At 41.6% G+C, this 14313-nt stretch carries 15 protein-coding genes; 7 read left to right on the top strand and 8 right to left on the bottom strand.

What is annotated here, in order from left to right; translation table 11 throughout:
- Positions 1–118: 118 nt before the first annotated feature.
- Both P4V41_RS20115 and P4V41_RS20110 read left to right on the top strand, forming a co-directional pair.
- Positions 119–1741, top strand: a complete 1623-nt coding sequence (locus P4V41_RS20115) for a hypothetical protein (RefSeq protein WP_328086928.1) — start codon at positions 119–121, stop codon at positions 1739–1741.
- Positions 1742–1746: 5 nt separating this feature from the next.
- Entirely contained in the window at positions 1747–2442 is a 696-nt protein-coding gene (locus P4V41_RS20110) for an OmpA family protein (RefSeq protein ID WP_328086927.1), read from the top strand.
- Positions 2443–2487: 45 nt separating this feature from the next.
- Here P4V41_RS20110 and P4V41_RS20105 read toward each other — a convergent pair whose 3' ends face one another.
- Positions 2488–2973 carry a hypothetical protein gene (locus P4V41_RS20105; RefSeq protein ID WP_328086925.1) on the bottom strand — a complete coding sequence of 162 codons (486 nt, stop codon included), beginning with the start codon at positions 2971–2973 and terminating at the stop codon, positions 2488–2490.
- A 230-nt stretch (positions 2974–3203) separates the two neighbouring features.
- Between P4V41_RS20105 and P4V41_RS20100 the strand changes: the two genes are divergently transcribed.
- From P4V41_RS20100 to P4V41_RS20080, 5 genes are read left to right on the top strand one after another with little or no spacing between them, the layout of a single operon-like run.
- Complete coding sequence (locus tag P4V41_RS20100) at positions 3204–3749, top strand: sigma-70 family RNA polymerase sigma factor (RefSeq protein ID WP_328086923.1); 546 nt, start codon at positions 3204–3206, stop codon at positions 3747–3749.
- Complete coding sequence (locus tag P4V41_RS20095) at positions 3750–4505, top strand: hypothetical protein (protein WP_328086922.1); 756 nt, start codon at positions 3750–3752, stop codon at positions 4503–4505. It begins immediately after the preceding gene.
- The gene (locus P4V41_RS20090; RefSeq protein WP_328086920.1) at positions 4506–5390 is read left to right on the top strand and encodes an ABC transporter ATP-binding protein; all 885 of its coding nucleotides are present in this window, start codon (positions 4506–4508) and stop codon (positions 5388–5390) included.
- Positions 5374–6642, top strand: coding sequence for a hypothetical protein (locus tag P4V41_RS20085; protein WP_328086919.1), 1269 nt, complete (start codon positions 5374–5376; stop codon positions 6640–6642). The genes P4V41_RS20090 and P4V41_RS20085 overlap by 17 nt, the downstream gene beginning before the upstream one ends.
- A 15-nt stretch (positions 6643–6657) precedes the next feature.
- The gene (locus tag P4V41_RS20080) at positions 6658–7788 is read left to right on the top strand and encodes a hypothetical protein (RefSeq protein WP_328086918.1); all 1131 of its coding nucleotides are present in this window, start codon (positions 6658–6660) and stop codon (positions 7786–7788) included.
- 46 nt (positions 7789–7834) lie between these two features.
- Here P4V41_RS20080 and P4V41_RS20075 read toward each other — a convergent pair whose 3' ends face one another.
- The 7 genes from P4V41_RS20075 to P4V41_RS20045 all read right to left on the bottom strand — a co-directional run bounded on the left by P4V41_RS20075 (position 7835) and on the right by P4V41_RS20045 (position 14311).
- Positions 7835–8710 carry a permease prefix domain 1-containing protein gene (locus tag P4V41_RS20075; protein ID WP_328086917.1) on the bottom strand — a complete coding sequence of 292 codons (876 nt, stop codon included), beginning with the start codon at positions 8708–8710 and terminating at the stop codon, positions 7835–7837.
- 1 nt (position 8711) lies between these two features.
- Positions 8712–9047 (bottom strand): PadR family transcriptional regulator, encoded by a 336-nt coding sequence (locus P4V41_RS20070; protein WP_328086916.1) that lies wholly within the window; start codon positions 9045–9047, stop codon positions 8712–8714.
- Positions 9048–9191: 144 nt separating this feature from the next.
- Entirely contained in the window at positions 9192–10061 is an 870-nt protein-coding gene (locus P4V41_RS20065) for an AraC family transcriptional regulator (protein WP_328086915.1), read from the bottom strand.
- Between the two features lie 204 nt (positions 10062–10265).
- Positions 10266–11228: a multidrug resistance efflux transporter family protein gene (locus tag P4V41_RS20060; RefSeq protein ID WP_328086914.1), complete on the bottom strand. Its 963-nt coding sequence runs from the start codon at positions 11226–11228 to the stop codon at positions 10266–10268.
- Between the two features lie 294 nt (positions 11229–11522).
- Positions 11523–12053, bottom strand: coding sequence for a chromate transporter (locus tag P4V41_RS20055; protein ID WP_328086913.1), 531 nt, complete (start codon positions 12051–12053; stop codon positions 11523–11525).
- Positions 12050–12631, bottom strand: a complete 582-nt coding sequence (locus P4V41_RS20050) for a chromate transporter (protein WP_328086912.1) — start codon at positions 12629–12631, stop codon at positions 12050–12052. Before P4V41_RS20050 ends, P4V41_RS20055 begins: the two co-directional genes overlap by 4 nt.
- Positions 12632–12667: 36 nt before the next feature.
- Complete coding sequence (locus P4V41_RS20045) at positions 12668–14311, bottom strand: gamma-glutamyltransferase family protein (protein ID WP_328086911.1); 1644 nt, start codon at positions 14309–14311, stop codon at positions 12668–12670.
- Positions 14312–14313 lie beyond the last annotated feature (2 nt).

Genomic DNA, 14313 nt, shown 5'->3' with positions numbered 1-14313 from the left:
CAGTTTAGGGGGTTTTGTATTTGTTTGGGGTCAGACCCCATTTCCTAAAATATTTCCCGACAGTAGGACATATCTATCAGTATAGGACAGTCAGACAAGACATCTAAGGGGTGGCATGATGGATCAACTTACTTTAATCGTCGTCGGAGTCATTGGGTTTCTCGTGTTTATGGGGATTGTCGGTCACACACAAACCGCTTATCACTTTCGCAAATGGAACAAAGAGCTTCAGCAGCTCGAAACCAATAAAGAGCAGCAGGCTTATTCGCATTGGCTGCAACGCGTTACAGCCGATTACAAACAGTTTCATCTAGCAGGTGTGCCACAGCTCAACACACAAGCACTAATCGAAAAACACCTTTACAACGAACGCATTCCGCTTCTTGGCATCTTACGTGTACCGGTCGGCAATATCCAAAAGCTACTCAATCAGCTGCCATCTTTCACGATCATTCTCGGCGTGCTCGGAACGTTTGTCGGACTCACACTTTCCCTTTTATCCATGCAAGATACGCTCATGACGCTCGGTACGCAGCCTGCTGATTCAAACCTTACCCTTAATTCAATTATCTCCTCCCTCACTGCGCCGTTTGAAGGGATGAGTGTCGCCTTTTATACAAGTATTGCCGGAATCGGAGCCGCTCTTCTGCTCAATCTCATCCAATCCGGCTTCTTCTCTCAAGGAACATCACTTTCTTATATGCAGAATAAACTTTTAGCTGATTGTGAAGTGTATCTGGATCACAACATCAACAGCGACCTGATCAACGACAAGCCGCAAGATTCGGTTGAGCGTCTTCTCGATCGCCTAGCCTCACGCGTCGAGTCGTCCTTCGATAAAACACTCGGTGAGTTCGCATCACAGATGGTTAATTTTACGGCAGGTCTTCAAAAAGCAATGGAAGACGTGAATGGCATATTTGAAGCACAGCGCGAGCACGCAGAGAAGTTCGGCGCGTCTGCTACACAGCTCGATCAGTTCGGACAGCGGTTCAACGAGACAACAAAAGAACTCGGAACCATTCAAAAAACGGTCGACACGAGTATTAACGCACTCGCTAAGAACATTTCTTCTTTCGAGCAACAGCTAAAAACGAGCAACGACCGTCACACACAAGGTCAACAAAAGTTTGAACAGCTTATCCAACGCTCTGATAAAATGCTGCAAGAAGCACAGCGGCGGTCTGAAGAACATGCACAATCGATGCTCCGCGGCATGCAGGAACAGCTTCAGCACTACCAAAATCAGCATGATGCCCTTGAGAATCGACTCACCCAAAAGCAGGATGAATGGCATTATCGCTATTCAGAAAAACAAGGTGAATACGGTCGGGCTGCAGCTGACTTCGCTTCAAGCGTCGGTCAGCTCGAAAAAGGATTTTACGCTGCGGTCGAACATATTAAAAGAGATTTTACTGATGGGGTTCGTAACATGATGGACAGTCAGAGCCGACAGATCGCTTCTACTCTAAACAACGCGCAAAATCAAAACAGCCGCGATTACGATATGCGTGAGCTAGCACGAGCGCTCGAAAACCTGCACCACGGCTTAACACGAAGCATCACGGACAACAATCGTACACTATCTGACATGTACCACCTCATGCAGCGCATTTATCAAGCGGCCATGAACCAATCATCCAACCAAGTAATTTATGAAACGCGCAGTCCTCGCGCACCCGAATACGTAGAAGATGAACGCATGCCAGAAGTCTCGCCGCAAAATTTTAGGAGACGGTGACCAGGATGAAGGCGCGTAAATCTTACTACAACGACGACAGCCAAGAAACGAAAGAAATCTTCTGGCCAAGTTTTACCGATATGATGGCGATGATGGTGCTCGTTATGGTCTTTATCGCCATTCTTGCTTATGTGCAGAGCATCTATAACGCGTATGATCAGGCTCAGATTAAGCGTGAGCTCGGACAGGTGGCTGAGGTAAAGAAGCACATTTCTGACCTCATTCAAAAACAGCTGGAAGAAAACGTTGGAAAAGATAAGATCATTCGAGGACCGAATAATACGATTTCTGTAGAAGGAAACATCCTTTTTGATACCGGAAGTGCGGATATTTCAGCAAAAGGAAAGCAAGTGCTCGATCCACTCGCTGACGCACTCGCCGCAATCATCGAGGAAAAAGACATGAGTCAATATCTATACATCATTCTGATCGAAGGCCATACAGATTCCGTTCCGTACGACAACTGGTCGCTCTCCACTCAACGTGCGGTCGCGGTTGTTGATTATCTTGGAAAAGCAAATCCGAAGCTTGCTAAAAAAGAGTATGCTCAATACCTCGCCGCAACAGGATACAGTGAATATAAGCCGATCGCAAAAGGGAACTCTACTGACGCCTTACAAAAAAACCGTCGCATCTCGTTTCAGATCATTTTGGACGATGACAAATGGCAGAGCAAACTTAAGGAAATTGTAGAGCAATAAAAGCAAAAGAAAAACGAGCGGAACACTTCGCTCGTTTTTCTCTTGCTATTGAGCTTCTTTTTTACGCAACTGACGCTTGAAATATAAAAAGACCGGAAGTGGAATGAGTATAAACCCAGAACTTTTCACAATCTTATTTATCTCATTCCTTTTCTCCTGCAACTTCTCGTTTTCAATCATCATCTCATAGTCTTTCCGCATCTCTTCATCCGTTTTCTTATTAGGCAACGGCTTTCCGTTCTCATCATATACAGTCTCCGCTAAACCCAATTTGTATTCTGCAAAACTAGCTTGATACGTATCCGGGCTCACGATATCAGCCACGCTCATAAATACGCTGATACTTCCTCCTATCGTTAGCGAAAGGGTTGTAAACAACACCAAATAAATATACAAATGTCTAAACATCTTCTCTTCCTCCTTCTCATCATAAGCTGTTTTTGACTTCACACCTGCAATCGCAACTCCGACAAATAACAATAATACGACCACTGCAAAGTACACCAAGTAATCCAGATCAAAATTAAACATATATTCACCTAGCTTTCTATTAAAATTCAGTAATACAGAGGTTCTTTATCCACAGAGCTACTCTTCTTTCATTCTTCTATTATTTGCTATTACGATATAATTCTCCTTTAACTTCTAATATGGTTCTATAATAAAATGGAAATATTTTTATAAAAAGTAAAACTATTTATCTTTCCTTTACGAATATATGAATAAGACAACCTTTTTAGTCTGGAAGTGAAGAGAAAATCATGATGAAGCAGAAAAGATGGATTAGCTCTGTTCAAAAAAGAGGCGATCAACATGCAGCAAACGAGCTGATCTCTCATTACTATCAATCTATTTATACCTATGTTTATAAACAGACGTTGAACAAAGAACTATCACTTGATCTAACACAGGACATTTTTATTAGCATGCTTCAATCTATCCAACAGTTTGATGATAAAAAATCATCTTTCAAAACGTGGCTATACCGAATCGCGACTTACAAGCTCGTTGACTATTTTAGATCTAAAAACTATACATATGATCGTTCCACAGACTCGATGGAAGGTGTTGATCTAGCTACACCTTCAGATTTTACGCTCGAATTGGAATGGCGAGAAGATATTGAAAAGGTGGCACAGCTAATAAACACGTTCTCTATCATTGATCAACAGGTACTAAGGCTTAAATTGTTCGGCGAGCACACATTTATCGAAATCGCCGGCTCTCTAGATATGCCTGAGTCATCTATTAAAACAAAGTATTATGCTGCGATAAAAAAAGTGAAGCAGCGAATGGAGGATGAATAAATGGAGAAGCAAAAATTCATCATAGATCACCCAACTGATCCCGAAAGAGAGAACCAGATTTCATACATTGTTTCTGTTGGTCTAACAAAACCAAAGTCTTTCCTGTCCTATCTTCTCGAAATGTATCAGCAGCTTGGCTTTCGCTATTTATTTCGAGATGCCACTGAAATTGTGTTCACGCTCTTTTTAGCGGTAGCTGTAATGCTATACGGCATATTTTCACTGAAATCTTCCTTCGACACACAAGATTTGTACTCTTTCATCTTTACGCTTTCACCTATTTTTTACTTTACAATATCATCTCTATTTTTGGTGCGCGCCTTAATGAAGGATACCTTTTCCGTTGAGATGACTTGTAAGTACCATGTTTTCCAGCTAGCCGCTTTTCGAATGTTGATTTTTAGTTTGCTCGCCATGGTCTTAAATATCGTACTTATCATCGTACTATCGTTCCTGTTTCAATCATTACAAGTAATAGAAGCACTGCTGTTATCATGCAGCTCTTTAAGTATATTTTCTGTTCTTTACCTTTACGTTTTGCGTCATGCAAGAGGACCTTATTCCACTTATATCCTGATGGCAAGTTGGCTTTTAATAAATATTGTTCCTGCTCTTTTAAGTAAGAATATATACGCTATGTTTTTAAGTCATATACCTGCGTATGTGTATGCAATTGTGCTCATCATCAGCATCGTTCTCTATGTAAAAACGTTAAAAAAACTAATCGCATTTCGTGGTGCAGAAGGAGTTTTATAAATGTTAATCGTTGAAGACGTTACAAAGAATTTTGGTCAGTTCAATGCACTGAAAAATATTAACCTCGAGTTTAATAACGGCGTATATGGTTTATTGGCGCCGAACGGAGCGGGCAAGACAACTTTGATTAAGATGCTCACAACTCTCTTGTTTCCGACGAGTGGAAGCATTCGTTATGACGGAGAAGATATCATTAAGATGGATGAGAAGTACCGGGAGATTATTGGTTACCTTCCGCAGGAATTTGGTTATTACAAAAATTATTCGCCTACCTCCTATCTGCTTTACCTGGCGGCGTTAAAAGGAATACACCGAAAAACGGCGGTTGCTCGTGTTGAAGAACTGCTTAAAACCGTAGCACTTGATCATGTGGCCAATAAAAAGATGAAGAAGTTTTCTGGTGGGATGATTCAGAGAGTTGGAATCGCTCAGGCCATGTTAAACGACCCAAAGATTCTTATTCTAGATGAGCCTACAGCTGGCTTAGATCCAAAAGAAAGAGTTCGTTTTCGTAATCTGCTAACGAATCTTGCTCGAGATCGTATTGTCATATTATCCACGCATATCGTGTCAGATGTAGAATCGATTGCAAACGAAATCATCATGATTAAAAATCAAGAAGTGTTATACAAAGATACCGTTTCTAACATCTGCCGTAAAATTGATGGCCGCGTTTATGAGACGGAAGTGAGTTATGAACAAACAGAACAATTTCGTTCTACTTATCTTATCTTCTCTGAAAAACAAGAAAACGGAAGCATGTATATGCGCTTTTTAACAGAAGATACGTCTAAACCAGAATGGAAAATGGTTCACCCGAACTTAGAAGATGTCTTTTTGTATATTTATCAAGATGGAGTACTATCCGATGATCAAACAGCTTGAATTTAAAAAAATTATCTCGTCACCAGTTATTCTAGGATTGTTCGTACTGTTTCTTTTGTTCAATTGCTTTCTCATCTATCAGCAATCATCCATTCGGAATGATATGAAATCACTTCAACCAATCGTGAAAGAAACTGGAACGTTAATGGATGAAGAGGGACGTAATAAGCTGCAAACCTCTTATGAAAAAGATTTAACTAACTGGAATCAGCTTTCAAAAAGCAAGACAGGGGATACTTACCAAAGAGCGGTCGACTTTTATAAACCAGAGCTCTACTATAGTTTGATTGAATCAAACATCTATTCAGAAAAAGAACTGCAGAACATCAATAAACTAGCGATAAAAGAAACGTATGTAAGCTCTATACAAGAAATTGAGACGTTGTACAGCAACTTAAATGTAATGGAAAATGCAGAAGAAGGCATTCGGCTTTTCGGATTGAAAGGTGCAGCTGCTGAAACAGTTCGTGAGCATTACACTGTATTAAAGCCACGGGTAGAGGAGCTCGTCCAAAACAAAGAACATCTTCATCTTTTCTTTCATGGAAAAATGTTTGGTACGCATTCTTTTCTTTTTAAAACATTATTTGGATTTATGCTTTTTCAGGCGATGATCTTGATCGTTTTGTTTACTGCTTTTATCGTGAATTATGAATTTGAACATAAAACATCCTTAGTCGCTTATTCAACAAAGCGTGGTAGAAATTTGGTGTGGGATAAGCTTCTTGTGTCCATTTTCGCTGGAACACTAGTAACTGTCACTCTCCTCGCTATAACACTGTTTATTTATTTCATGGTGTTTGATTATTCTGGCCTTTGGAACGTCCCCATTAGTTCTGGGTTCTTAATAGAACTAAACAATATACCTTTTATTAGCTGGTGGAACGTCACGTTCATCCAATATCTATTTATGACATGTGGTTTAGTCGTAATCTGCCAAATACTATTTGTCCTGATTACGTTTTGTCTCTCCATGCTGATACGGAACAGTTACATCGTTTTCACTCTTTTTGGTGTTATCTTTTTGGCGGGTCTTTATATTCCGAGCATCATGCCCAAGGACAGCATTATGCTTCTGTATACGCACTTCTCTCCGTTTATTCTTGTGATGAATGTGAAGAAATGGTGGATGGAAAGTGGAGTTTTTACTACGTTCAAATATTATGAAGTCATGACGGTTACAGGATGGTTAGTCGCTTTGCTGCTCACTGCGTGGTTTTTTATCAAACGTTTTGCGAGAGAAAATATATAGATTGGAAGCGAACTTATGAGAATAGTAGTGAATGAGATAAGAAAGCTGTTTTCAGTAAAAGTAATCCTCCTTCTTTTGTTAGTCAGCTTTTTCGTTTACCAACAGTTTATTATGTTTGAATTTAAGCATTTTCCTAACGGCAGGCCACTGTTAGATGATTTCCGCGCTACCCAAAAAATGCTAGTTGATTATGGCGAATCTATGGATAGTAAGGAATTCCAAGATTTTAAAGAGATTAAGGAACAACGAATAGCAGAAGCGTCAAAGTATCTTAAGTCACAGGAAGAAGTGGTTGCTGCAGGCATTGATACGTATGAAGAGTTTAGAAACATGGATCTAGAAAACGAAAAGCTAGCCGCACTGCACAGCAAAATTATTTTTGAAGACTATGTTGATGTATTTTGGGAGATTCAGGCACGTGAAGGGATAATTGATAGATATGAACACCCTGAGCGTTTTAATCAGCATGAACTAACTCATAAACAAAATGCACGCATGGATGAATTGGTTGAAAATGGATCTACAAAGGCGATATTTACGGATATGGTGTTTGACAACTACAATGCCTTAATAAGATATGTAGCCATTCTCATTTTCCTAAATATCATGATTATTCTTATGCCACTATACATTCGGGACAAGCGAAATCGCGTACAGCTTCTGCAGTATACATCAAAAACGGGACGCAACCTTTTTTCTCAAAAGCTCGTTACAGGAATATCTGCAGCAATGATCGTTATTACTGCTCAGCTCGCTTTTTTCTTTTTCATGTATAGAGGCAATGACACAAGTATGTTCTTTCCGCTGTCAGTTAACTCTATTTTTAACTTCTTTGTTTCCTGGTATGATTTAACCTTTTTTCAATACATGGTTCTTACTGTTCTATGTGTCTATCTGTTAGGAATAGTTTTGGTATTGGTAGGAGCTTGGATATCTAGCATTTCTCCCAATTATATGACGAGTGTGGGTCTGCATGTTCCGCTAGCATTCTTGCTATTTGGTACAGGTACTACATATCTTGTTCAGAACCTGACTACAATCTACTTAAACCCTTACCTCGTACCTATTTCTTTCGTTATAGTTCTAGTTCTTAGTTCGCTATTGTTTATGTGGCGTTATCGAAAAGAAAAAGTGAAGAATATATAAGGAGGAGCAGCATTCGCTAGTTTAGCAGATGCTGCTTTTATATAACTTAATCCATTACAGCTCTCAATCTCTTATTCTGTCTATTCAAAAACAACCATACCCCGCCTAGCACAATAAATAGTACAAAAAACAGAATAGGAAACTGATAGAAACTCCAGATACTCGGTCCATAGTTGGTATACTGCAGATGTTTTTCAACCGTCTTTTCATAAGAAGTTCTGTATTCGTACTGAACGACCCAGTTGTCATTCGCCATGATGACCGTTCCTTTATCATAGTTACTCGGCACGATTTGAGCCTTATCCTCTATGACTTTATCGTTTCCGATGACAATGGTGGCCTTTGTATAGTCGATCGGAAAATGAGTTTTAGGTCCTTCCTTCACAGCTGCGTTAATTTTGTCTTGCAACCAGCCCTCTACGTCCTTAGCAGAGAAAACAGCAACTAGATTCAACTTGTCATCATACTTGTTGAAGATATCTAGCAGATCGTATTTTTCCTTGTCTCCCACTTCATTAGTTGCATCGAGTACATCAAACACATCGTTCATGATGATTTCCTTTTCTTCCTCTACTAGTTTAAGCTGATCTAATTCTTCTTTATAGTCGTCTGCTTTTGAATAAGACGTGATGAAGAAGATCGCGCTTAGTACGAGAAAGACGACTGAGAATATCAGCATATAGGTCGTAAACTTTTTCTGAACTGTAAAAAATTCAGAAAGCCCTTTGATCATTTGACTTTCTCCGCCAAAGTTGTTAATCGCAATACGGATAGCTTCTTCTTCCGTTTTCCCTTCTGCTTTTAATTCTTCAACAGCTTCAATGAGGTGTGAACGCATCTCTCTTTTTAAATCTTCCACTTCGTTTCTAGAACCTACAACATCTTTATAGATGGATTGAATGTATTTATCGATCTGCTTCAAACTATTCTCCCCCTTCAATGAACTGATCAATGATCCGTTTCACAAACTGCCATTCTCTTCGCTTTTGCTCAAAACCATCCTTACCTTGCTGAGTCAATCTATAATACTTCCGCCTTCCTCCTGGCCCGTGCTCATCTCCCCAGTAGGATTCAATCCATTCGTTTTTCTCTAATCGTTTTAGTGATAAATAAAGCGTTCCTTCTTTAAGTTCAAACTGGTCCTCGCTTTTTTCTCGAACGAGCTTTGCCAATTCATATCCGTACATATCTCTCTTAACCAATAACGATAAAATCAACGTGTCAATGTGGCCTTTCAGAACCTCTTTGTTAACTTCCATTTATAACCACCTCCAGTATCAATATAAAATATAATACCTAATAATGCAAGGTATTATTAAAACCAATATATTATGCTAGAGAAAACTTTTTTCACCACAAAAAAACACCGGCCACTTTCAGCCGATGCTTCACAATTTCCTATTTCACTTCTTCTTAACCGGCACCCAAATCTCACTTTTAAATGTAGGTGACGTCGTATCTTTGTCCGCGTTCCAAAGAATTTCAGGTCCTTCTGTTTGTTCGTACGACGATGATGGAAACCACTCTGAATAGATGCGTCCCCACACGTTCTGCAGTGTTTCGGGAAACGGACCGATCGCTTCAAAGACTGCCCATGTGGATGCCTCCACCCTCAGTTCCGCCAGATTCTCAGGACATTCTTTGGTTGTTGCTGCCCCAATATAATGATCAAGCTCGCTGTTTTCAGTCGTCCTCTCTGAAAAGTTCGTTGACGCGCTGATTAATCCAGTTGGCTCAATATTCGATAACTTCTTTAGCTCACTAATCGTTTCTGGTGTGAGGCTCTGCCACATTGCGGCAATCTCAGGATTTACCCCTTCAAAAACAAGCGGAACTCTTTTTTTGAGACCTACAATGGAAAATGCCTCTTTTTCAACGATACGATAGTTCATCTCACTTCCTCCTTTTATCGATAATTGAAAGGACATGCGCGGAAAGGCTTTGAGTGATTGACCGTTTTTACGTGCTTCTGAAGGTGTAATGCCGTGCATCTGCTGAAATGCTTTTGTAAAAGAATCAGGTGAAGAGTAGCCATATTTCACTGCCACGTCAATTACTTTTATGTCGCTGTTCTGCAACTCAAAAGCCGCCAGAGTCAGCCGTCTGCGCCGAACGTATTCTGACAGTGGAATACCTGCCAAAAAGGAAAACATCCTTTTAAAATGATACTCTGAACAATACGCACGTCTCGCTACTTCCGCAAAGTCGATTTCAACCTGAAGATGCTCCTCCAAATACTCTAACGCGTCGTTCATACTCTTAAGCGAATCCATCCAGATCGCCTCCTTTCAAATAAAGAATAACAAGAGGAAAAAGATGACACCCGATAATCTATGTATTCAGTTTAACGGATTAGACGTTTCTTATCACACACTATGGCACAAAAAAACAACCGCTGCTACGGGCAACGGCTGTTCCAAATTACTATTAAAAAGGGGGGGTAGTACTACTATTCCCAGCTCACATATTTTTATTCATCATTTTGCAAGTTTCATAGATTTTTTTTGTACGACTTCCGTTTTTCCGAAATAACTGTGTAAAAACATGCCCAGCATGATGATGAGAACGCCCATCATAGAAAGGAACGTTGGGCTTGCGATCGATAACAGCCACATCTCCCCTGCTAATACAAAAATAATTTCTGCCGATTGCGTCGCTTCTACACCTGCTAGTTTTACAGGGTTGTTCGCACAAAGGTCTGTCGCTTGGAAAAAGAGGACGGTTGCAATAACCCCTGATGAAATAGCTACTAAAAACGTCTGCCACAACTGATCGTTCGTTGGAGGTCCGCTCTCCACCCATCCGATTACCGCGAGAACAATCCACCAAGGAAGTGATGCGATTGTCATACCGAGTGCTCGCTGAAAAGCATCGAGGCGTTTGTTTGTTACAACCATCATTTTTCGGTTGCCAAGTGGATAGGCGATCGCTGCGATCAGAACAGGCAACACAACGTTCAACCAAGCGGATCCGTTTACACCACTTGCTTCTTGCACTTGAACGAGTGCGACACCCGCCAATATGATGAAAGAAAAACCTAACCCTTTAAAAGGAATCTTTTGGCGTGTCGCTCCATTGCCTCTGTCTCCTTCATAAAAAAAGGGCACAAGAAGAGAACCCGCTACGATCGTAATCTGCCATGTCGCTGCGACTAACCACGCTTCTCCAAAACCAGCTGCGTACGTGATTGGAGCATAAAAGAGCACAAATCCAACGGAACTCCATAAAAACCACGTGCCAAATCGTGCTCTTAGTTCTTGGAACACTGGTCGCACGTTGCCACGCATCCAAACGATGATCCACAATAGCGGAACCATGTAAAAAAAGCGAAGGGCTGCACTCCAATGCCAGCTTCCGCCTGATAAGTCCATCGAACGATTCAAAATGAAGGTGACGCCAAAGAAAAAGGCTGCCGCAATGCCAAGCCATATCGGTCTCATGTTAAGTCCTCCGTTTCCCTTTAAAAAGTATTCATCTGTCTTGTCCAACATGCTTATCTTTTTTTATTATCTTACCATATGGTTGTATGAATTTGGGAAGACTCTTTTCGATGAAGAGTAGATTCAATAATTCCGAAGTAATTCACTTTTTTTACGAGGTAATCCGTATTTTATACGAGGTAACTTACGATTTATACGAGGTAATCCAACATTTATCCGATTTTCGACAATAACCGACAACTCTGCAACACATGAAAAAAGCGAAACCTCAATGAAGTTCCGCTTTCCCCTAACCTAAGCCAAAAACACCGCTCCATACCCGAGTGATCCTATAATCACAAACACTGGGGACACTTTCACTTTCTCCATCAATAAAAAACTGACAGCCGCTAGAAACACCGTGTGTATCCATCCAACGCTTAGATACGATTCGGCAAAGAACTGATACGCCATAATGCCAAGAAGGACAGCGATCGTAGGCTTTACATATGTGCTCATGTTCTTTACTCTCGGTGAATCTTTAAATTTATAAACAAGACCTAGAAACGCGACCATCAATAAAAGGGAAGGAGCAACGGTTGCGAACACACCAACAAACGCTCCAAACCAACCTCCTTCTTGAAATCCGATATAGCCTGCCATCTTTGTCGCGATCGGGCCAGGAAGTGCATTACCGAGCGCTAACACTTCTGTAAATTCATTAACAGATAGCCATTCATAGCGGTCAACGACTTCGTTTTCAATCAAAGGAATGGAAGCCGGACCACCTCCGTATCCTAAAATACCAGGTATGAAAAAGGCGAGAAAGATATGCCAAAAAGTCATCCTGTCTTCTCTCCTTCCCGCACGTTTACTTTCTGTTTATTTTTTTCCTTTAAAGGTCCAAAGAGAGCAAAAGCCAATAATGCACCAATAATGATTCCAGGGTGAACACCGAGAAATTGAAGAAGGACCACACCTGCAAAGATGTGAAGAAGGCTTAGCTTTAAACCTAAGCCTTTTTTGGAACTATTAAAGAACTGCCACGTTAGGACAGCGAGCATCACTGCGACAACGGGAATGACTCCTTTTGTCATGCCTTGTACCCATGGCTGATCCTTAAATTCTCGGAGTGAGGTTAATAAAAGTATCATGAGAATAATAGTCGGTAGTATTGTTGCTAATAGGGCAACGAAGAGACCAATAATGCCTGCGACTCGATATCCGATGTAACCTGCCATTTTTGTCGCGATTGGCCCCGGCAGTGTGTTTCCTAGCGCCAACACATCTCCAAATTCTTCGTCGTTCATCCATTTGTATTTTCCGACTACTTCTTTATGAACCAAAGGGATGGAAGAAGGACCTCCCCCATACCCCAGCATGCCTGACCGAAAGAAGGCAAGAAACAAGTTGAGATACGTCATGTGATCAGTCCTTTATTCTTAGTTGAGTTTAGTATGTTACCATGCAGCGATTGAGCCATCTGTTCTTCCTTCCGTTCCACCTGCTAAAACACCAGTCTCTGGGTCTCTCCAAATGATCTGTCCTCGACCAAAGTTTCCTGAGTCTGCCGCCACTTGAACGTCATGACCTCTTCTTGCTAGCTCATCAACAATATGCGACGGAAGTGAACGTTCAACCAGCACTTTCTTATCCTCCATCCACTGCCAGCGTGGCGCATCTAGCGCGGCTTGCGGGTTCAGATGAAAATCAACCGTGTTCATTACAACTTGAACGTGACCTTGAGGCTGCATGTAGCCTCCCATTACACCAAAAGGACCAACCGCTTTTCCATTCTTCGTTAAAAAGCCAGGAATGATCGTGTGATACGTCTTTTTACCTGGGGCGAGTGCGTTATCGTGATCTGGATCTAGCGAGAAATCATGTCCTCTATTCTGCAGCCCGATTCCCGTTTCAGGAACGACCACCCCAGAACCGAATCCCATGTAGTTGCTCTGAATGAACGAGACCATATTGCCTTCTTCGTCTGCCGTTGCAAGGTATACCGTTCCACCACTTGGCGGTGTGCCGGGTTCTGGCTGAAGAGCTTCATTATCGATCAGGTCTCTTCGTTTTGTAGCATAGCTCTCCGACAATATTCCTTCAACAGATACATTCATCCTTAGAGGGTCTGTTACATATTTTTTCGCATCAACAAATGCTAGTTTAATAGCTTCGATCTGTTTATGATAACTTTCCGCCGATTCTTTTTCGGTAAAATCATACCCTTTTAGCGTGTTAAGTGCCATGAGTGCAACAATTCCTTGACCGTTCGGCGGAATTTCCCAAACGTCGTATCCTCTATAGTTCACGTTGATCGGTTTCACCCACTCGGGATAAAAGGTAGCAAGATCCTCACTTCGGAGAAATCCGCCGTGCGCTTCTGACGCCTCGCTTATTTTTTGTGCGAGTGCTCCTCTATAAAAGGATTCTGATTTCGTTTCTGCGATATCTCTTAATGTACTAGCATGGTGATGTGAGCGCCAAATTTCACCTACTTCTGGCGCACGTCCGTCTGGTGCAAAGGTTTGGAACCAGCTTTCGAACTCCTCACCTTTTAATTCACGCTTGTACGTTTCATACGCTTTTCGCCAGTACTTACCGAGAATAGGCGTCAGTGGATAACCTTCTTCTGCGTAAGAGATCGCGGGTTGCAGCACTTCTTTAAACGGAAGCTTTCCAAATCGGTTGGATAATTCCGCCCAAGCAGCGGGCGCACCTGGAACCGTGACAGGCAGCCAGCCGAACTTCGGCATGAAATCATGTCCCATTTTCTTCACTTCTTCGATCGAGATGCTCCTCGGTGCGGGACCACTCGAGTTCAAGCCATGCAGTTCACCATTCATCCAGACGAGAGCGAACGCATCCCCACCGATTCCGTTTGATGTTGGCTCAACGACCGTTAGACAAGCTGCGGTGGCAATGGCTGCATCAACTGCATTTCCACCCTTTTTTAACATATCAAGCCCAGCTTGTGCAGCGAGCGGCTGACTCGTCGCAACCATCCCTTTTTTCGAAAAAACGCTCATCCGATCCGAATGATAAGGGTTATGAAGGGCATTGTACTGAAGTTTCTGATTCGTATCCTGTATCGTTTGATTCATGA

The organism is Fictibacillus nanhaiensis, assembly GCF_036213205.1.
Lineage (GTDB): Bacteria > Bacillota > Bacilli > Bacillales > Fictibacillaceae > Fictibacillus > Fictibacillus nanhaiensis_E.
This window is presented reverse-complemented; position numbering and strand designations above follow the sequence as displayed.

Coding starts and splice junctions, on each gene's coding strand:
- P4V41_RS20115 (WP_328086928.1), top strand. CDS start 119: ATGGATCAACTTACTTTAATCGTCGTCGGAGTCATTGGGTTTCTCGTG.
- P4V41_RS20110 (WP_328086927.1), top strand. CDS start 1,747: ATGAAGGCGCGTAAATCTTACTACAACGACGACAGCCAAGAAACGAAA.
- P4V41_RS20105 (WP_328086925.1), bottom strand. CDS start 2,973: ATGTTTAATTTTGATCTGGATTACTTGGTGTACTTTGCAGTGGTCGTA.
- P4V41_RS20100 (WP_328086923.1), top strand. CDS start 3,204: ATGATGAAGCAGAAAAGATGGATTAGCTCTGTTCAAAAAAGAGGCGAT.
- P4V41_RS20095 (WP_328086922.1), top strand. CDS start 3,750: ATGGAGAAGCAAAAATTCATCATAGATCACCCAACTGATCCCGAAAGA.
- P4V41_RS20090 (WP_328086920.1), top strand. CDS start 4,506: ATGTTAATCGTTGAAGACGTTACAAAGAATTTTGGTCAGTTCAATGCA.
- P4V41_RS20085 (WP_328086919.1), top strand. CDS start 5,374: ATGATCAAACAGCTTGAATTTAAAAAAATTATCTCGTCACCAGTTATT.
- P4V41_RS20080 (WP_328086918.1), top strand. CDS start 6,658: ATGAGAATAGTAGTGAATGAGATAAGAAAGCTGTTTTCAGTAAAAGTA.
- P4V41_RS20070 (WP_328086916.1), bottom strand. CDS start 9,047: ATGGAAGTTAACAAAGAGGTTCTGAAAGGCCACATTGACACGTTGATT.
- P4V41_RS20065 (WP_328086915.1), bottom strand. CDS start 10,061: ATGGATTCGCTTAAGAGTATGAACGACGCGTTAGAGTATTTGGAGGAG.
- P4V41_RS20060 (WP_328086914.1), bottom strand. CDS start 11,228: ATGAGACCGATATGGCTTGGCATTGCGGCAGCCTTTTTCTTTGGCGTC.
- P4V41_RS20055 (WP_328086913.1), bottom strand. CDS start 12,053: ATGACTTTTTGGCATATCTTTCTCGCCTTTTTCATACCTGGTATTTTA.
- P4V41_RS20050 (WP_328086912.1), bottom strand. CDS start 12,631: ATGACGTATCTCAACTTGTTTCTTGCCTTCTTTCGGTCAGGCATGCTG.
- P4V41_RS20045 (WP_328086911.1), bottom strand. CDS start 14,311: ATGAATCAAACGATACAGGATACGAATCAGAAACTTCAGTACAATGCC.